Source organism: Streptomyces sp. NPDC048473 (assembly GCF_043200155.1).
In the GTDB taxonomy this organism is placed as follows: domain Bacteria; phylum Actinomycetota; class Actinomycetes; order Streptomycetales; family Streptomycetaceae; genus Streptomyces.
In genome coordinates, this window is the sequence record NZ_JBICXE010000027.1 from 105,006 (window position 1) to 124,174 (window position 19,169).

General features: G+C 67.6%; 14 protein-coding genes. 4 read left to right on the forward strand and 10 right to left on the reverse strand.

The window, feature by feature from the left end; all coding sequences use genetic code 11:
* The first annotated feature begins 67 nt into the window (after positions 1-67).
* A complete protein-coding gene (locus ACGFU7_RS33065) occupies positions 68-1,189 on the forward strand; it encodes a PP2C family protein-serine/threonine phosphatase (RefSeq protein ID WP_393700766.1) in 1,122 nt (373 codons plus the stop codon).
* Between the two features lie 523 nt (positions 1,190-1,712).
* Here ACGFU7_RS33065 and ACGFU7_RS33070 read toward each other — a convergent pair.
* The 6 genes from ACGFU7_RS33070 to ACGFU7_RS33095 all read right to left on the reverse strand — a co-directional run bounded on the left by ACGFU7_RS33070 (position 1,713) and on the right by ACGFU7_RS33095 (position 8,121).
* Entirely contained in the window at positions 1,713-2,297 is a 585-nt protein-coding gene (locus tag ACGFU7_RS33070) for an RBBP9/YdeN family alpha/beta hydrolase (protein WP_393700768.1), read from the reverse strand.
* Positions 2,294-3,544 (reverse strand): MFS transporter, encoded by a 1,251-nt coding sequence (locus tag ACGFU7_RS33075; protein WP_393700770.1) that lies wholly within the window; start codon positions 3,542-3,544, stop codon positions 2,294-2,296. The genes ACGFU7_RS33070 and ACGFU7_RS33075 overlap by 4 nt, the downstream gene beginning before the upstream one ends.
* A gap of 111 nt (positions 3,545-3,655) precedes the next feature.
* Positions 3,656-4,573 carry a TauD/TfdA dioxygenase family protein gene (locus tag ACGFU7_RS33080; protein ID WP_393700772.1) on the reverse strand — a complete coding sequence of 306 codons (918 nt, stop codon included), beginning with the start codon at positions 4,571-4,573 and terminating at the stop codon, positions 3,656-3,658.
* A 39-nt stretch (positions 4,574-4,612) separates the two neighbouring features.
* The gene (locus ACGFU7_RS33085; RefSeq protein WP_393700773.1) at positions 4,613-5,596 is read right to left on the reverse strand and encodes a quinone oxidoreductase family protein; all 984 of its coding nucleotides are present in this window, start codon (positions 5,594-5,596) and stop codon (positions 4,613-4,615) included.
* Between the two features lie 59 nt (positions 5,597-5,655).
* Positions 5,656-6,714: a 3-keto-5-aminohexanoate cleavage protein gene (locus tag ACGFU7_RS33090; RefSeq protein ID WP_393700775.1), complete on the reverse strand. Its 1,059-nt coding sequence runs from the start codon at positions 6,712-6,714 to the stop codon at positions 5,656-5,658.
* 384 nt (positions 6,715-7,098) lie between these two features.
* Positions 7,099-8,121, reverse strand: a complete 1,023-nt coding sequence (locus ACGFU7_RS33095; RefSeq protein WP_393700777.1) for an AraC family transcriptional regulator — start codon at positions 8,119-8,121, stop codon at positions 7,099-7,101.
* 360 nt (positions 8,122-8,481) lie between these two features.
* On the opposite strand from ACGFU7_RS33095, the gene ACGFU7_RS33100 reads away from it, so the two are divergent.
* Entirely contained in the window at positions 8,482-9,567 is a 1,086-nt protein-coding gene (locus ACGFU7_RS33100) for a TauD/TfdA family dioxygenase (protein WP_393700778.1), read from the forward strand.
* 32 nt (positions 9,568-9,599) lie between these two features.
* Complete coding sequence (locus tag ACGFU7_RS33105; RefSeq protein WP_393700779.1) at positions 9,600-11,105, forward strand: long-chain fatty acid--CoA ligase; 1,506 nt, start codon at positions 9,600-9,602, stop codon at positions 11,103-11,105.
* A gap of 160 nt (positions 11,106-11,265) precedes the next feature.
* On the opposite strand, the gene ACGFU7_RS33110 is transcribed toward ACGFU7_RS33105, so the two are convergent.
* The 3 genes from ACGFU7_RS33110 to ACGFU7_RS33120 are packed head-to-tail and all read right to left on the reverse strand — an operon-like array spanning position 11,266 to position 14,208.
* Positions 11,266-12,600 carry a Dyp-type peroxidase gene (locus tag ACGFU7_RS33110; protein ID WP_393700781.1) on the reverse strand — a complete coding sequence of 445 codons (1,335 nt, stop codon included), beginning with the start codon at positions 12,598-12,600 and terminating at the stop codon, positions 11,266-11,268.
* Between the two features lie 19 nt (positions 12,601-12,619).
* Positions 12,620-13,633, reverse strand: coding sequence for a hypothetical protein (locus ACGFU7_RS33115; RefSeq protein WP_393700783.1), 1,014 nt, complete (start codon positions 13,631-13,633; stop codon positions 12,620-12,622).
* 44 nt (positions 13,634-13,677) lie between these two features.
* A complete protein-coding gene (locus ACGFU7_RS33120; protein ID WP_393700785.1) occupies positions 13,678-14,208 on the reverse strand; it encodes a hypothetical protein in 531 nt (176 codons plus the stop codon).
* A 312-nt stretch (positions 14,209-14,520) separates the two neighbouring features.
* Between ACGFU7_RS33120 and ACGFU7_RS33125 the strand changes: the two genes are divergently transcribed.
* The gene (locus ACGFU7_RS33125) at positions 14,521-14,892 is read left to right on the forward strand and encodes a DUF4440 domain-containing protein (RefSeq protein ID WP_393700798.1); all 372 of its coding nucleotides are present in this window, start codon (positions 14,521-14,523) and stop codon (positions 14,890-14,892) included.
* 478 nt (positions 14,893-15,370) lie between these two features.
* On the opposite strand, the gene ACGFU7_RS33130 is transcribed toward ACGFU7_RS33125, so the two are convergent.
* A complete protein-coding gene (locus ACGFU7_RS33130; RefSeq protein WP_393700787.1) occupies positions 15,371-18,760 on the reverse strand; it encodes a S8 family serine peptidase in 3,390 nt (1,129 codons plus the stop codon).
* Positions 18,761-19,169: the final 409 nt, after the last annotated feature.

Genomic DNA, 19,169 nt, shown 5'->3' on the forward strand with positions numbered 1-19,169 from the left:
GGCGCGGCTCGCCCGTGGCTGGGCCTGCCTAACGTACGGGGAGTACACCACCTGCCCGGGAGGCCCCGTGACCCGTACTCACCCGAAGAAATTCGCGCATCCTTTCGAGGTCGTCGCACCACCGCGCAATGCCGAAGTCATGATCGGCGTGGTGTCAGTGACGGCCCTGGTGATGGCCCTCGGTGCCCTGTCCGCGTCCCCGGTGTGGCTTCTGGGACTCCTTGTGTTCCTGCCGGGGGCGGCGTCGGCGCTGTGCACCGTACGCCAGACGAAGTTTGTGTCTGCATGGACCACGCTTGTGGTGGCCGTCACCATGGTGGTCCGGCACGGTGACGGACGGTCGTGGCTCGACAGGATCCTGATGATGCTGCTCACCCTCGCCCTGGGCGTGGTCTCCGTCTACGCCTGCCACCGTCGTATCCGCCGCGAGCACGAGACGCTGCGGCTTCGCTCCACCGCCGCAGCGATGCAGCGCCACATCCTGCGCCCTCTGCCTCTGCTCACCGACGACGTCCTGGTCGACGGCGTGTACGAGCCCGTGCAGGAGGACCGGCTCGTCGGCGGCGACATCTACGACGTCGTCGTCTCCCCATGGGGGACCCGGGTTCTGATCGGCGACGTCCAGGGCAAGGGCCTGCCCGCGGTCGGCGCCGCGTTCGCCGTCATCGGCGCCTTCCGTGAGGCGGCCCATCGGGAGCCCACCCTGACCGCGCTTGTCGATGCCCTCGATGCCTCTGTCGTACGGCACAACTCCTATGCTGCACAGACCGGCGACGACGAAAGGTTCGTCACAGCGCTCATCGTCAACGTCGACGCGCATGACGAGGTACAAGTCATCAACTGCGGGCACATTCCGCCGCAGCTGCTGCACGGCACCACCGTCACCACGCCGGCCATCGGCTCCGGCGTCCCCCTCGGTCTCGCCGAACTCGCCGCCGAACCCGCGACCGTCGACTGGTTCGCCTTCCCACCCGGCGCGACGCTGCTGCTGACCACCGATGGGCTCACCGAGACCCGCGCCGCCGACGGTACGTTCTACCCCGTCACCGAACGCCTCACCGAGCGCGTGTCGCTCTCTCCCACCGAGCTGCCGCACGCCCTCTACGACGACGCGCGTGCGTTCGCCGGAGAGGGCGGCCAGCACGACGACGTCGCGGTGCTGTCCGTCCGACGGTCACCGCTCCGCTGAGCGCAACGCGGCGCATGTACACGCAAACGCGCGACCCCTCGGACGGCATGAAGAACACGGAATGCATCGGCGCGTAAGGGATGCGGCGACAGCGGCGACGTCGCGTCCGAGTTGCCGTCACGACATCTCCACCGGAACGCCGCCTTCGGAGACACTGATCAAGGCCGGGCGCTCGTCGGTGGTATACCGCCGACCAGAAGGCAGGCACCTCGGTGGTGCTCCACCGCCACAGCTCCGCGTAGTCGGAGAAGGACAGTCCCCGCGTTTCGCTCAGCCAGCGCATGAAGCCGGCGATGTTGGAACTTTTGGCCGTCGAGCGGCTGGGGGGCCACAGCAGGTCGGTATCGGTACTCACCAGCGCCTCCAGGGGCGGGGTCGTGCGAGTGGGGACCGGTACGCAGAGGCCGGCCAGGGGCAGCGCCTGCGGGACGCACCGACGTGTCTGCAACGGAGGCCCGGCGGCACACGGCTCCCTCCTGCCCGCGCCGGGCAAGAGGGAGCCGTGAGGCAAGGCCGTCGCCGTTCAGTCGGACATGCCGGACGAGGCTTGGCCGAGCTCGCGGACGAACTCCTCCGCCCGGGGCCATGCGCCGTAGCCGGAGGCCGGGTTGAGGTGTCCGACCGGGCCGAGGTCCACGAGGCGGCTCCCCCATGCCCTGGCGAGATCAGCGACGCGATCGGCAGCGGCCAGGGGGTCATTCGTGCTCGCCGCGACGATGCTGGGGAAGGGCAGGGGTGTCCGCGGCGTCGGCGTCCAGCCGTTTTCGCGCAGGACTTCCGGGGTGGGGTAGCCGTCCGGCAGCGGGGTGTCGAAGTCCGGCGGCGCCGCCAGCAGTGCGCCCTTGACAGGGCGTCGGTGTCGTTGCGCCCAGTGCACGGTGGTCATCACTCCGGCACTGTGGGCAACCAGTACGACGGGCCCGGAGATGTCCGACAGCGCCTCGTCCAGTGCGGCGACCTGGGCATCGCGGCTCAGACTGTCCTTCTTCAGCGGGGGAACGGTTCGGGCGTCGGCGATCTTGTCGGCGAGGACGGTCTGCCAGTGGTCCGGCACGTGATCGCGCAGTCCGGCGACGATGACGACCGTCGGCTGTGCGCTGAGACTCATGACTGCAACTCCGGGGTCTTGAGCGCCGGGTCGGGGAGCAGCCCCAGGCGGCGCAGGTCATTTTCGTAGGAGAACTTGCCGATGGTGAAGGCCACGCTGCCCGCGAGCGCGACGAGCGGGATCACTTGCAGTGCGCCGAGCAGGCCCAGATGGTCCGCGAGCATGCCCGTCACCGCGGGCCCGGGGGCCAGCCCGAGCAGGCTGTTGGCCAGCGTGAGGGTGGCGAAAGCCGTCGCCGCAATGGCGGCGGGGGTCAGATTGGCAACCATGGCGGCCGCCGGACCGGCGGTGCCACCGGCCACCAGGGTCCCGGCCGCAATCAACACAAGCTGCAGCGGGCCGACCGGCAGGTGGAATCCCGCCATCAGCAGCACGAACGACCCGAGAGCGCAGACGATCGCAACGATCCACTTCCGGGCCGCGGCCTTCCGGCTGAGGCGGTCCGCGACGATCCCGCAGAGGATCATGCCAATGCCACTGATCAGCGCGAAGACCCCGGCGGCCAGGCCGGCCTTCGCAGGAGGCATGTCGTAGTACCGGTTGAGGAAACTGGGTGTCCACGCCAGCAGGGCCATCGCGATGAACATCTGCAGCCCGCTGCCGATGTAGGCGCAGACCACGGAGACCGAGGAGAACAGCCGCGGCAGTTGGGTCCGGATGGGGGCGTGTTCGCCGGACACGGCGCTGTTACGCATGGACGCCGGGCCCAGCCTCTTCTCGGTGACCACGAGGCCGTAGACCGCGGCCAGGACCAGACCGAGGATTCCCATCGCGCCGAACGCCCAGCGCCAGCCATACTCCTGGGCGATCACACCGCCGATCGACACGCCCAGCACGGATCCGAACGACCCCCCCGCCATGAAAGCTCCGGAGAGTGTGGCCCGCAAACCGATGGGGAACACGCTGAGGACCACCGCGATGCCGACGCTCCCGTAGGCCGCCTCTCCGACGCCCACCATGAACCGGCCCAGAAACATCTGGCCGTAGCTCGCGGAAATGGCGCAGCCCAGGGTCGCCAGGCTCCACGCCGTCGCGGCGATGACCAAGACCTCGACCCGGCCCCAGCGGTCCGCCAGAAGCGACAGGGGGAAGGTGAGCACTCCGACCATCAAGGCCACGATGCCACTGAGAGAGCCCAACTCGGCGTCGGAGAGCAGCCATTCCGCTTTCAACAAGGGAAAAACCGCGTTGAGGACCTGTCGCGACATGTAGTCGGACAGCAGAAGCCCAAAACCGAGGGCGAACACCAGCCACGCATAGCTACGGGATACAGCCGGTGCGGCGGGAGACGTCCCCGGCACCGTTGTGCCGGTAGTGTGCAGTCCCATTGGCATCACCTTTTCGTCTCTGGTCGGGGCTCAGAAAGGTTTGTCGCCGACAACCCCCGCGCGCTCCATCTTGCGGACGGCGGGCCAGTAGTCCTGGACGGCGTAATGCTGGGTGGAGCGGTTGTCCCAGATGGCGACGCTGTTCTTCTGCCAGCGCCAGCGCACCTGGTACTCGGGGACGGCCGCCTGGCTGATCAGGTAGTTCAGGAGACTGCCCGCTCCGGGCGCGTAGTCCTGGCCGAAGCGCACGTTCTCCGGCGTGTGGTAATTGACGAAGTGCGTGGTGAAGGCGTTGACGAAGAGAATCTGCTCGCCGGTCTCCGGGTGGGCACGCACCACTGGGTGCTCCGGGTCCGGGAAGCGGGCCTTCAGCTCGTGACGTTGCTCCGTCGGCATCACGGCACCGAAGGTCGCCTCGATGCTGTGCCGTGCGCGCAGGCCCGCGATCTGCGTCTTGATGTGCTCCGGCAGCCTGCGATAGGCCTCAGACATATTGACCCAGATCGTGTCACCACCCACCTCTGGTGTTTCCACGCAGCGCAGCACGGCGCCCATGGGCGGGCACGCGCGCCAGGTTGCGTCGCAGTGCAGCGCGTTCTCGTAGTGCTCGGGTTTGCTGTCCAGATCCTTGTAGATGCGGACCAGCCCTGGGTGGTCGGGGTCGCTGCCGACCGCCGGATGGTCCTCCAGCGGGCCGAAGCGCCCGGCGAAGGCGATGTGTTCGGCGCGCATGATGTCCTGGTCACGCAGGAAAAGGACCTTGTACTGCAGCAGCAGCGCCTTGATCTCGGCGAACAGATCGCCGTCGCGCGCGGCGTCGCCGAGGTTCACACCGGACAGTTCGGCGCCGATGGTACAGGTCAGCGGCTCAACCCTGATCGAGGTACGGAGGACGCCCGGACGCACCAGGGCGGGCGTGTCTTCCATCGGGCGGACGGTCTGGGGCATGTGCTCACTCCTTGGGGTCACGTGCGTGGCACGGCGAGCTCAGAGGACGAAGACGGAAGATCCCGTGGTCCGTCCCGCTTCCAGTTCACGATGGGCCTGTACCGCGTCCTGAAGGGCGTAGCGCTGGTTGGTCTCGATCTTGATGCGACCGGCCGCGACGTGCCCGAACAGCTCCCCGGCCAGGGCGTCCCGCTCCGCCGGCTCGGCGATGTAGTCGGCCAGCGCGGGGCGGGTCACGAACAGCGAGCCGTGGATGGCCAGTTGCATGGCGTCGAGCGGCGGGACGCCGGAGGCCGTGCCGAAACACACCAGCAGGCCGCGGCGTTGGAGCGAGGCCATGGATCCGGCGACGGTGTCCTTGCCGATACTGTCGAAGACGACCGGGACGCCCTTGCCGTCGGTCAGTTCACGCACCCGCTCGGCCACGTTCTCGCGCCGGTAGTAGATGATGTGCTCGCAGCCGTGGGCGCGGGCGACCTCGGCTTTCTCCTCGCTGGAGACCGTGCCGATCACCGTGATGCCGAGCAGCTTCGCCCACTGGGAGACGATCAGACCGACGCCGCCGGCCGCCGCATGGAGCAGCACGGTATCGCCGGAATTCAGTGGGTGGATCCGGCGCAGCAGGTACGCCGAGGTGAGTCCGCGCATGGTCATCGCCGCGGCGGTCTCGCAGTCGATCTCGTCCGGCAGCCTGATGAGTGAATCCGCGGGCATGACCCGCTCCGTGCTGTAGGCACCCAGCGGACTGCCGGTGTAGGTCACACGGTCGCCCGCGGCGACATGCGACACACCCTCGCCCACGGCCTCGACCACACCCGAGGCCTCCACGCCGAGCCCCGCAGGCAGTGGAGCCGGGTACAGGCCCGTGCGGAAATAGGTGTCGGCGAAGTTGAGTCCGACGGCGACATGCCGGATCCGTACCTCGCCCGGACCCGGGTCGCCGACGACGACCTGTTCCCACCGCATGACCTCAGGGCCACCGGTTTCGTGGAATCGAATGGCGTGTACCAAGGCGTGCTCCATTTGCTCGTGTGTGGGGCGGCGTCGGGGCAGGAACCCGGGCCGCCGCCAGTGGGGTCGAGTCAGCTCTTGAGATCGCGCAGCATGGAACCGCGCCGGCCGGGGCGGCGGTTGGGCACCATGCCGAGTTGGGCCAGGGTCTCGTCGGCGTCCGAGTACCAATCGCCGATCTTGTAGATCTTCTTCGCCTCCTGCCCGGTGGCGATCTCACGCCCGAGCGCATGGGCGATCTTGACCATCTGCTCGACCTGCTCCACGGAGGACATCCGCTCGCCCTTGTGCCGCCACAGGTTGTCCTCGTTGCCCACCCGCACGTGCGTGCCGAGGGCGATGCCGATCGCGTTCATCGGCGCCACCGCGCGCATGGATGCCTCGATGGTGAGCACGGAGCCGTCCGGGACACGGCGGATGAACTCGATCAGGTCGGCCGGGTGCCGGCCGGCGAACCCGCCGCCTATGGCAACGTAGTTGAGCACCAGCGGCCCGCTGTAGATGCCCTTGCGGATCAGCCGCTCCACGGTCTCCAGCTGCGCCATGTTGGCGAGTTGGAAGTGCGGCTGGATGCCGTTGGCACGGAGCCGCTTGAGGTGCTCGAGGTAGAAGTCCGGCCCGGCCTCGACCACCATGTCCCGATAGGCCTTGTAGTACCCCGGCTTGGCGATCGAGGTGCCCTCGATGTCCTCGTCGTCGAAGAGCTCGACGATATTCATCTGGTTGGTATTGATCGCGATCGTCACCTGGTCGGGCCTGGGAGTGATCTCGGCCAGCATGTGGCGGGTGTCGTAGCTGAGCCACTTGGCGTCGCCGCCCTCGTCCTCGGGGGCGAAGGAGATCGACCCGCCGATCTGCAGGACCATGTCCGGCACGGCCTCGCGCAGGCGGGCCATCAGCTCGTTGAACATGGAGATGCGCTTGGATCCGTGGCCGTCCAGCTCGCGCACGTGGATGTGCAGCACCGTGGCACCGGCGTTGTAGCAGTCGACGGCCGCCTGCACGTGCTCGTCCATGGTGAGCGGTAGGTCATCGGCGTCACCGGGCAGCCACTCCGGCCCGTAGGGCGCGGCCTGGATGACCAGCCTCTCCTGGTTCTCCGGATACAGGGAGTCGTCGAAGAAGTGCATGGTCCATCTCCTTTATCGGATGGGTCTTCACTCACCGCACGCATCACTGCTTTCGATGCGCGGCCCGGAGGGCTTGCGAGGAGCGGACGCGGGATTGCAGACGGGGCCCCCGGGCTCGCCGGGGGTCGGATACGATCAGCGGGCCCGGAAGGGAACATTCGGCTGCGGGCAGGGTTTCTGCCCGTCCCCGAGGGGTCGGCCATTTCCCTTGCGGTGAGGCAACGTTAAGGGCGGGTTAACGTGCGCGCTTGACCGAAGGTGACAGAAGACTTGCCGCTTGGGGACATGCCTCGCCCTCGCGGCCGTTGCCCCCGGACCCGGGCAGGGTCATGCCGAGACAGGGCGTGAACGGCCGGCCCCACCCCTGTGCGGAAACTCTGGTGGTCACTCCTCGCCGGAAGGCTGCTGCCTGGTCCTGCGGACCCGCCACTCCCTCGGACTGCAGCCGAACCGCTCGCGGAACCAGCGCGAGAAGGCACTCGGTGCCGAGAATCCCAGGAGCCCGGAAATTTCCGTGAACGAGCGGCGCGGGTTCGCCGCGAGCTGCTCCGCGAGCTGGGTACGTGTGGCGTTGAGAACGGCGGAGAACGTCTCGCCCGAGGCCGCAAGGTGCCGGTGGATCGTCCTCCGGTCGATGCCGAGGCTGTCTGCGACCTGCTCGATCGAACAGCGCCCGGTGGGCAGCAGGACTTCGATCAGCTCACGCACGCGGTCCAGCACGGTGGTGTCCTTCGAGACCGCGATGGACTCGAAATACTGCCGGGCGTAGGTCCGCAGCAGCGGGTCCGACATGGGGTTGGGAGCCCTGAGATCGCTGGCGTAGAAGACGATCCCGTTGAAGTCCCTGTCGAATTCCACTACGGGGCCGAAGAGGCGCCGGTGGGTACCGGGATCCGTCGGCGCGTCGTGCGTGAAGCACACGGACAACGGCTGCCACCGGGCACCGAGAAAGCTGCGGAGGACTCCGTGGAAGGCGCCCACGGCCAGCTCCGTGGCCTGGCGGGCGGCCACGGCCTCACCCAGCTCGAGGCTCACCTTGAGGGTGGCCAGGCCGTTCGCCCCGGAGAGCCGGCTGCGGAGCATCTCGTTGTACATGCGCTCATGGCGGACGAGAAGTTCGAGGGCGCTGCGGACATCGGGCTCGTCGCGCAGGACCAGACTGATGGGGCCGAGATTGGAGAAGCTCCGTCGCTCGGCGAGGAGCAGGCCGAAGTCCCCGCGTCGTGAGGCCGCCGCCGAGAGTTCGAGCAGCTGGGCGACCGCCACGCCGGGGATCCATCTGTCCTGGACCGCGAGGCCGACAGGGTCCAGGCCCACACGCTTCATCAGGGCCCTCGCATCGATGCCGAGCGACTGGCTGACCTCGACATAGTTGTTCAGCGCTGCATTGCGGACAAGAGGCTTCATAGGCGCACTCCAGGGGGCGTTGTCCCCAAGTGATAAGTGAGATGTCACGTCACGTCAAGCCATGGGCCATGTCGTGACCTAGCGTTGCACCACTGCGGTGGCTCCGCCTGGATACGGCGTCCCGGCCGATCGGAAATCCAGCGGAGAACACCATCGCAAACAGTCCAAGTGTTGACCAGCCCCTGAAAAACCGACACGGAATTTCCTGCAGATCAATGAATTCGGGGCAATGACACGCACCGAAGCCGTCAGAGATATTCCACAAAGAAAGGAGAGAGGTCGTACGCACCATTTCTGTTCCAGCCGGCAATGAGCTGCACACGAGTCCGAAGAGAGACGTACGACCTGAGGGAGGTCACCATGACGAGCGTGATCAACGTGCTGCGTCGGCCCTGTTCCGGGCCTGCCGTGTGGGCGGGTCCGGACCTGGCGGACTCCGAGGAATGGGTCCTGCGGCTCTCGCCGGCGCAGATCGACGAACTCGAGGCGGCTCTGCGCGCGGTGCGCGAGCGGGGCGTTCCGCTGCTGAAGGTGACCGCCGGCGACTTTCCGCTGCCGACCCTGGCCGGCGAGCTGAAACGCATCGCCGACGTCCTGGAAAACGGACGCGGCTTCGTGCTCGTCAAACGTATTCCGGTCGAGCGATACAGCCAGGCTGCGGCGAGCACTATTTTCTGGGGAATGGGCCAGCATCTGGGTGTTCCGGTGTCGCAGAACGCGGCGGGCCACATGCTGGGCCACTCCCGGGACACCGGCCGTAGCCTTGCCGACCCGGGAACTCGCGGATATCAGACCAGAGCGAGGTTGCCGTTCCACACCGACGGATCCGATACCCTCGGGCTGCTGTGCCTGCGAGCGGCCCGCTCCGGCGCGCGGACCGCCGTCGTCAGCTCGGCAGCGGTCTACAACGCCGCCCTGGCACGGCGGCCGGATCTGCTCGAGCGACTGCACCGCACACATTTCCTCGACCGGCGGGAGGAGCAAGCCCCCGGCGAGCGCCCGTACGCCGCGGTCCCGCTCGTGTCCTGGAGCGGGGGCAAGCTCAGCATGCGCTACAACCGCTGCTACCTCGAATCCGCACAGCGCTTTCCTGACATTCCCCGCTTGGAGCCGACGGACGTGGAACTGTTCGACCTCGTCGACGCACTGACAGGGTCACCGGAGCTCCGGCTCGAGGTCGACTTCGAGGTCGGCGACCTGCTGTTCCTCAACAACCATGCGGTTCTTCATTCCCGCACGGAATATGAGGACTTCGCCGAGCCCGAACTGAAGCGCCACGTCCTGCGGCTGTGGCTGGCCGTGCGGCAGGGACGCGGCCTACCGCCCGATTTCTGGGGAGATCCGCACAGCACCGGCGGCGGTCCCGATCGCGGCGGGGTTACCCCCCGCGACGTGATCGCGACACAGAACTCCGTGGGCGTCGGCGGCTGCCGGCACCAACGGTGACCGCCGCCAACCCAGAACGAAGAGGAAACCGAATGAACAACCTCGCCTCGCTCCTGACCGAATCCGCCCGGGCCGACGGCGACCGCGTCGCCGTTCGCCAGGATGAGATCGCCCTCACCTATGCCCAACTGAACGACGCGAGCGCCCGGTTCGCCACACTGTTGCAGACCAAGGGCGTCCGGCCGGGCGACCGCGTCGCGTTGGTCATGCCCAACGTCACCTGGTTCCCGGTCGCGTACTACGGCATCCTCCGCTGCGGTGGCGTGGTGGTACCGATGAATCCGCTGTTGAAGGCCCGTGAAATAGCCTTCACTCTCCGGGATTCCGGATCGCGGATCGTGGTGACACTCCCGCGGTGCGCGGACCAGGTCGCAACGGCCGCGGCGGACATCGGGGCCGACTGCCTGGTCACCGACTCGACGGCGTGCGACACCCGAGTGCGGGCCACCGAACCGATGGCCCAGGTCGCCGACCGGGCGGAGCACGACACTGCCGTGATCCTCTACACATCGGGCACGACAGGCACCCCTAAGGGCTCCGAGCTGACCCACCGCAACCTGATGTCCAACGCCGCCACCGCGACCGAGACGCTGCTCCACGTCGGGCCGGGCGACGTACTGTTCGGGGGCCTGCCGCTGTTCCACGCCTTCGGGCAGACCTGCGCTCTCAACACTGCCGTCGCCGCGGGCGCCACGTTGACCTTGCTACCGCGGTTCGAGCCGGCCAAGGCGCTGGAGATCATGCATCACGACGGGGCCACCATCTTCCTGGGCGTCCCCATGATGTACACAGCCCTGCTCCACACCGAGATCCCCGACGGCTACGACCTCTCACGACTGCGCCTGGCCGTTTCCGGCGGTGCTTCCTTGCCTGTCGAGGTACTGCACGACTTCGAACGAGCATTCGATGTCACGGTGCTGGAGGGCTACGGGCTGTCGGAGACTTCGCCCGTCGCGTCGTTCAACCCTCCGGACAGGCCACGCAAGGCCGGCTCGATCGGCCTCCCGATCCGCGGGGTCGAGCTCAAGGTCGTGGCGGACGACGGCACCTCGGTGGGCCCGGGCGAAGTGGGTGAGATCGCGATCCGCGGCGACAACGTGATGAAGGGCTACTGGAATCGTCCGGACGCGACCGCGGATGCCATCCGGGACGGTTGGTTCCACAGCGGCGACCTGGCCCGTGTCGACGAGGACGGCTACTACTTCATCGTCGACCGGAAGAAGGACCTCATCATCCGCGGCGGATACAACGTCTACCCACGTGAGATCGAGGAGGTGCTCTACGAACACCCGGCCGTCGCCGAGGCCGCGGTAGTCGGCGTCCCGCACGAGATCTACGGAGAGGAGATAGCCGCCGTCGTGACCCTCCGGGACGGTGCACAGATCACCGCCGATGAAATACGCGACCATGTCAAACAGCGGGTGGCGGCCTACAAGTATCCGCGGATCGTCACATTCACCGACGCGCTCCCCAAGGGAGCAACGGGCAAGATCGTCAAGCGGGAGATCGTCGTCGAGCAGAAGGCGTCCACGGACTGAACCGATCTGGTTCGACGGCGGCAACCGCAGGAAGACGCCGCGTGCGCAGCGCGCGGTGGGCGTGCCCGCAGGTACGGATGGCGTCACCGGTGCAGGGCGGCACGCGCCCCCGGGCGGCGGAGCACCTCGGGGTGGCGCCATGGCGTGCGTGGCCGCCCTGTCAGTTCTGGAGTTCCCCGAGCCAGCGCAGGGCACTCCGGCTCGGCAGGAAGCAGTACTCACCGCCGCGAGTGACGACGAAGCGCGACAGCGGGGTGAGGCGCCGTCGAAGCGGCCGCCGGGGAATGGTGAAGCCGGTGACTCCGTCATGGGATCCGGTGATGGGGTCTTTGGTGTTGCCCGCGCCGAAGAAGACGCCGTTGTTCATCCATTCCGACTGGACGAACTCGAACTGCCGCCCGAGGTGGGCTCCGATGAACGCGAACATCAGGCCGCGGTCGGCCCCGTCGTCCTCCAGGACCCCCTCGGGCAGCGGCGAACCGTAGGCGGCGCCGCGTCTGATCATGCGGTGGAGTCGTACTTCTCCCGCTACTGAGGCGTCGCGAGGGTTGGCCCGGCGGATGTGGCAGCCGCCGGGAGTGATGAATCCCGTCGGATCGTCTCGCTCGTACAGGAAGGTGTTGCGGCGGTGCCCGTCGGCGCCGAGAGCGGGGTCGTCGTGTTGCGGACTGAGCGCGAGGGGGGCTCCGCTGCGCCAGCGTCCCATGATCTTGGCCGCGAGCAGTTCCTCGTCTTCAGGAGAAGTGGCGTTGTCCCGCAGATAGCGCCGGTACGCGGCGACGTCCTGGTGGAGCTTACGGAAGACCGCGTAGCTGCCGTTGCGCCCCAGCACCTCCGGCTGCGGGGTCTGGATGCCGCCGATCTCGTCCCGGTAGCCGAGCACGAACTCCCCGGCCTTCAGCGGCGGCTCCAGCCGGTTCGACCCGGCGATGCCGCTTCCTTCGACGGCTGGATGGCTGACGCCGTCGCGATAGCCGAAATGCTCGGTCTCGGTGGGCAGCGCGTAACAGTCCTGCCGCCAGATCGCGGTCACACCGGAAAGGTGATCGTAGGCGGGGCGGGCCCGGTCGAGGGCCGCCTCCAACCGTTGGGGGTCGGGCGCGACCGCCGTGAGCACCACATGGACCTCCGGCGTGCCCAGCGGCGCTTCCCAGTTCTCGGGGCTGCTCTCGCCGACATCGCCCAGCGTTTTGGCCCGGGCGGCCATCCCCTGCCGGAACTCCCAGGCGAACGTGTCCAGTGATGCGCGCGGCACACCCAGGGCCTCCAGACCGTGGCAGGAGACCGCGACACTGACCCAGGTGTCCCCCCGGGGGCTGACCGAGTCGGCGGCGGAGGTCACCACCGCGCTCGCGCGCCGCATCAGCTCTCGCCCGTCCGCCCGGTCATCGACGCGGAACACAAGGTAGGTCGCCGCGTAGGGAGTCGGCCGAGGGTTGAGAACCCCGCGCTGAATATCGTCGAGTTCCAACGCGACTTGCGTAGGCCCGCTCACGGTTCGCCTCCCTGCGGCACTACCTCGAAACGAGGTTCCGCCAGAATTTCCGCAGACTTTCGTCGCCGCCGAACAGCGAACTGAAGATCGTGGAGTCCGCCAGCAGCACATCACCGGCCCGCTCACCGCTCGGAGGCATCCACAGGAACATGTTGAACTCGGTGTTGCCGGCCTCGGTGAACGGATGCGGACTGGAGGTGTCGATCGGCTGCCTGGCCAGCACGTGGATGACATCCGGCTCGTCGGTAGTCACGGCATAATGCGGCAGGTGCATATGGAAGTTGAAGTTAGTCACCCCTTCCAGCCACCCTTTCGCGTCCAGGTCCCTCACCGTGGAGAGCGGGGCGATCTCGTTCTTCTCCCGCACCGCGGGGCGCAGTCCGTAACGGTTCTCGACCGGCACCGCGAGGCCCTGCATCAAGTCCCGGACGTAGGTGGCGAATCGCTGCTGGCGGGGGACCAAGCGATCGCCGTGATGGTGGTACTCCACGTCACGCACGGCCAGATCATCCGTTGCCCCGACGTCATGGTGAGGCCCCAGGACCAGGCAGGCGTCCTCCCGGGCGAGGAAGGCCCGCAGTGCCTCAACCTCCTCGGGCTGGGCCTCCTGCCCGGTGACCATGTGGTCCAGACCGAACACGAAGAGAGTGTCGGTGTCGGCCAGTACGCGTTCGTCGAGCGGGGTCCGGAATCCAGCCTGGTCGATGCGCTGATAGACCGGGACGGGGTGCCCGGTGACCTCCTCGACGAACTGCTGAAACGGCACCCAGGCCCAGAAGAACAATTCCAGTGAGCCGGCGATGCCCTGCTGGAACTGCAACGGATCGGACCACTTCGGGTCCTCGTAGGCAGGCCACGCCACCCGCCTGACCTCCGTCATCGTGGAGAACCGGTTGTCCAGTTCAGCCGGATTCCTGCCCGCCTCGGCCGGATAGCTCCACGAGACGTAGATGCTCACCCGTCGCCGACCAGGGGTGTATTCGCGCGGGACGTGGTTCTGGTTGTAGGTGCGCGCGGTCCTGACCTCGCTCATCTCGTCTCCGATCCGCGATGGGACAAGCACACGACAGCCCGCTCTCACTGCAGCTGGTCGAGCATCTCCGACAGTGCGTTCTTGATCCGCAGAGCCTTCTTGATCTCATCAGCGGACACGTATGGGTACTCCCCGTACTCGATGAAGCTCGGACAGTGGTGTTCGCGCACAAACCTGACGAACGCCTCAGGGTTGGTCCGCCAGTCCTCGGGGAATCCTTCGAGGTTCTCGAAGGCCGTGTTCACCCCTGCCTTGCCGAAAAGCGCGACGGCGTCCTCGGTGTACTTGTCGAAGTCGGTATCGAAGATCCCCTGATACATGAAGCGCGTGTCGTCGTCGAAGAGCACCCAGCGCAGATAGTGCAACTTCAGGGGCGCGAGGAGATAGGGGTCTTCCCCCAGAGCCTCGGCCAGAGTGTTGCCGTGGGCACGTATCGCGTCGGCCCTGCCCGGCTTGACCTTCGCGACGATGGTGAAGCCGTAACACGCCGGTGTCTTCGGAAAAACGGGACCGTATTTCCCCTGCTCGAGTTGGTCGATCTCGGGGATGACGGCCGCCTGCGGCTTGATCTCCATGTCCGCTCCTCCCGCCACCTGTCGGCCGGGAACAATCCCCATGATTCTCCCACGCAGCAGGGCCATCCGCCTCGTGAGCAGCACTGTCGTGATCCCGGTCGCGGGTGCGGGCAGCACCGTCGGCCGCCTGGCCGGATCCCGGCAGGACCTTGTTCTTCGCGGCATCGCTCACCGAGTGCATGGGGCTGCCCGGGGCAGGACCAAGTACGTCGACCTTGCCGACAGGCCGGCAATGGGCGACGATCAGGCGCGAGGTGCTTCACCTGTGGGAGGGGATCCGTGTCCGACGTCAAGGCCGAGCTCGACCAACTGATGCACTCCTTCCTCGGTGCGTTCACCAACACCGGCGGAAGTCAGCCGAACGTGGACGCTGTCCGTGAGGTGTTCATTCCGCAAGGAATGATTATCGAGAACGTCGGGGGCGAGCCGGTGATCTACGACCTCGACGCGTTCGTCGAGCCCCGGGAGAAGATCCTCACCGATGGGACGCTGACGGAGTTCTCCGAATGGGAAGTTGCCGAGCGGACCGAGATTTTCGGGTCCATCGCGCACCGATTCAGCGAGTACCGCAAGTCCGGTTTCCTCGATGGCGAGTGGTTCGAGGGATCCGGCTGCAAGACCACCCAGTTCGTCCGGACACCCGTCGGCTGGAGGATGAGCTCAATGGCCTGGGATGACGTATAGGGGGTTCTCCCCTTCTGCGCACCGCACCGCCGGGACGCCATGACAGTTGCCCGTGGCACAGGAGTTGAGCGGGCTGTCGTGAGTCCGCCCCGCTCCCCGCGCTGACGAGGGCGAACAGTAGCGCCCAGATACGTAGTTTTGTGGAAAAGTCCAGCGGCTACGCGCGGGCTGGGGGCGGCGTTCGAGGGTGCGCCGGTAGTCCTGGATCCGGGCCTTGGCGATCACCGAGCATTCGCTGCAGCGGAGCACGATGCCCGCGGGGTGGCCGCCCGCGCCCTGACCCAGGGCTACGCGGGTGGTCGGCAGATGAAAGACGGCCGCGTCAACATCCCCACCCGTACACAGCCCAACAAGCAACCTGTGGCCTCGCCACCTCAAGCACGGTTGCAGTACACCCTGATGATCACGCGTGGGGCGGCAGGTGGGTGGTGGCCGGGCGGGCCCCTGTTGCGGGAGACCGCCCGGCCGGACTGTGTGGCTACCGGACGTCGTAGGCGCGGGTGATGGTCTGGGTGACCGCGTTGCCGTTGGAGTCGGTGAGGGTGGCCTTCAGCGTGACCTGCTTGCCGGCGGCGCCGGTGTGGTCGAGGACAGCCGTCCACTTGCCGTGCTGCTGCTCGGTCGGCGCCTGGGTCCAGGTGGCGCCGCCGTCGTAGGAGTAGGACATGGAGGCCGCTGTGATCGTGCCCGGGGTGTACCCGGCGTGGCCCTCGGCCGACAGGCCGACCTTGATGCCGCTCTGCGCGGGCAGCGTGTTCATGCCGTCCACCGGCAGGTCATACGCCGGGAAGAGGATCGGCAGGCCGCGGGAGTAGACGTCCGGCTCCAGGCGGGAGCGGAAGCTCCAGGTGGTGGTGAGAGCGGTGGAACGCAGCCAGTTCCGGTCCGAGGTGTCGATCTTGGACAGGTTCTGGGTGAGCTCGTACGCGGAGTCCTCAGCCGGAACCTCGAACGCGTCGTACGGATAGGTGCTGGTGGCGATCTGCTCACCGTTGCGCTTCAGCACCAGGTTACCGAGGTCGCCGAACGACCCGCCGTAGGACCAGTGGTCGCCGGAGGCGTCGAGCCAGAGCGCGCTCTGGAAGCCGATCAGATCGCCCTGCCGCTCGGCGGCCAGTGTCAGCTTGCCGTCGGCGTCACGCGGCGCGGCCGGCCGCAGGAGGCCGCGGTACCACTCCTCGGTACGCCGGTCTCCGGCCCGGTAGGTGCGGTACTGGTCGCTCATGAACGCGGCAAACGGGAAGCTGGTCATCGCGCCGTGAGACCAGGCGTCGTCGCCGGTCGTGTAGTAGGCGGTGCGGGTGCCCGGCACATGGACCGGGTCGAACAGGCTCACCGAGATGGTGGTGTTTCTGTTCCAGGAGGGAAGGATGAACAGCCCATCGAGGTAGTCGGCCTCCTTGCCCAGGGCATTCCACTTCTCGGTGACCTGGGCCAGCTTGGAGTCTCCCGGCTGGTAGACCCGGTCGGACTGCAGCGGGCCCTGGGTCGGGAACGAGAGGTTGTAGACATAGGACGAGCCGCCCTGGGAACCGGTCGCGCGCCAGGTGGGCCGGAACTCGAAGGAGCCGTTCTGAGCGCGCCCGTCGACGGAGGCGTAGAACTTCTGCACAGCGCTGCCGGCCATGAGCGATCCGCTCAGCTGCCAGGTGTCGTCCCACGTGCGGGCGTAACTGAAGGTGGTATGGCTCACCGTCGAGGGGCGGTCGGTGTGCACGCTCAGCCGGTGGGCCTTGCGAGCGTCGAGGACGACGGTGGTGTCACGGGTGATCCGCAACTGCGGGCGCCCGAGGTAGCCGATGGATTCGGCCGCGTTGTTCGCATCGTAGGTGGCCACGAAGCCGGCGAGAGCGTAGTCGCCCGGCCGCACGCTGTACATCTGCTCGGTCGCGCCCTGGTTGCTGCGGCGCTCGCCCTTGTCGGTGTCGAGGCTGACCAGGTCCAGGGAGGAGGCGCCGGTCGCGAGCTTGCCGTTGCGGTCGATGGTCTTGACCCGGAGGGTGACCGTTTCCGGCTGGACGTAGAGCGTGACCGGCACGGAGACATGCGCCTTGCTGCCGGTGGCCGTGATGCGGCCGGTGACGGCACCGTACTGGGCGGCCTTGAGACGGGCGGTGGGGTCGATCCGCACCGGCATCTGGACGGTGGCCCCCTCGGGAACGGTCACCTTGCCCTGCTCCAGCTTGATGACGCCGGAGTTGACGTCGCTGCCGTCGTTGCCGTGCACACCGCTGACCTTGAGACTCAGGGCGAGGTCGCCGGTGCTGGTGTTGGTGAAGGGCACCTGCACGGTGGTGCGGTCCGAGGTGTCCTGCGGCCAGTTGTAACTGCCGGCCTGGACGGCAGGCGCGGAGAGCACCTTCTGGTGCACCGCCGCGAACACATCGAGGACGCCGGCCCCGGTCTGGTCGGCGCCGGCGACCTTGCCGTCGGTGCGTGCGGAGGAGACGAGGGCGGCCTTGATCTGCTGCGCGGTCCAGTCCGGGTGGGCCTGGCGGACGATGGCCGCTGCGCCTGCGACGTGCGGGGTCGCCATGGAGGTGCCCGACATCGTCTGGTAGGCGTAGACGCCGCGTCCGCCCGCGTTGGCCGCCGAGATGTCGACGCCGGGGGCTGCGATCTCGGGCTTGAGGGTGTGGGTGACGGCCACCGGACCGCGGCTGGAGAACCACGCAGTGGTGTCGTCACGGTCGACAGCGCCGACGGTCAGCACGCCGGGCGCACAGCCGGGCGAGGAGACGGTCTCGATGCCCGAGCCTGCGTTGCCGGCGGCGACGACGAACAGGGTGTGCGTGTTCTGCGAGAGCTGCTTCGCGGCCTCGGCCAGCGGGTCGGTGCAGTCGCCGATCGCGGGGTTGCCCAGGCTCATGGAGACGACATCGGCCTGCTGGTCGACGGCCCACTGCATACCCGCGATGATCCAGGAGCTTGCGCCGGAGCCGCCGTCGTTGAGGACCTTGCCGATGAGCAGGTCGGTCCCGGGGGCGACGCCCTTCTTGCGGCCGTCACTGGCCGCTCCGGAACCGCCGACCGTGGAGGCGGTGTGGGTGCCGTGCCCCTGCCGGTCGGCGGTGCTGTTGGAGTCCGTGAAGTTCTTGGACGCGGCGACCCGGCTCACCAGGTCCGGGTGCTCGGCGTCCACGCCAGTGTCCAGCACGGCGACCTTGGTGCCCTTGCCGTCGTAGCCCTCGGCCCAGGCCTCCGGCGCGTGCACCTGCTTGGTCGACCGGTCCAGCGTGGCCTTGACCTTGCTGTCCAGCCACAGCTTCTTCAGTGTGGAGGCAGAACGTGAGCGGGTGTTGGTGACGTCCTGCCAGAATGTGGCGGCAGTGTCCTTGCCGGCCTTGAGTGCGACGCCGTCCACAGCCGGGAGGCTCAGACCCCGCTCGGCCCCACGAGGGGCCGCCGGCGCACTGTCGGCAACGTTCACGCTGTTCCGGTAGGTGGCAATGAGCGGCAGCGTGTCGGTATGTGTGTCGTCGTAGCCCTGGCGGATCAGCCCGGTGACGTTGAACAGCTGCTCGTCGACCTTGCCCTCGGCGATCGCCCGGGAGGCGTCCTCCGGGTAGACGTAGAGGTCCTTGCCCATCTGAAAGGTCTGCACAATCGGCTGTGTGCCGTCCTCACGGGGCAGCACGGCCGCCGAGCTGCGGCCCGACGTGTCCGTGGTCACCAGCACCTTGTCGCCGGTGATGAGTGTGACCGCGACCTGCTTGCCGCCCGTTGCTGCGGCACCGCTGCCGATGACGGGTCTCTTTCCCGAGGCACCGTCAGGCGGCGTATCCGCCGCCCCTGAAGGCGCGACCGCAGTGACGGCCAGGACGGCGGCGGTCGCCGCGCCCAAGGCTATGCGCGCTATGGGATGCATGAGTCTCCCTACTTGAACCGTGAACATGCCATGCTGCGGCTGCATCCTGGCAGACATACGGATCACTCAGGGTTGCCGTGCGTGACGGGTTTCCCACGTGGCGGAATTCCGTCACGCGGTCACATCAGTTGGTTCGTCAGCCCGGTGGATCTTCGGGCCCGGCAGGTGGGAGTACGCTCAAATACGTCGCCGCCGCGATCGCCGGTGTCGTCGTCATGGCCGCCGCCATCGCGATGTCCTTCCGCATTCCCAAACTGCCGAGAGGCGATAGGGACTCGGCCAGGCACCTGTCGGGTGTGGGTGGGCGTGCCGCCGCTCCGGTGGATATCTCCAGTCCGGTTCACGGGCCCGCCGACAATGAAGCAGGAACCGGCCAGGAGTTGGCGGCCACCCTCGCGGGGGGACCACC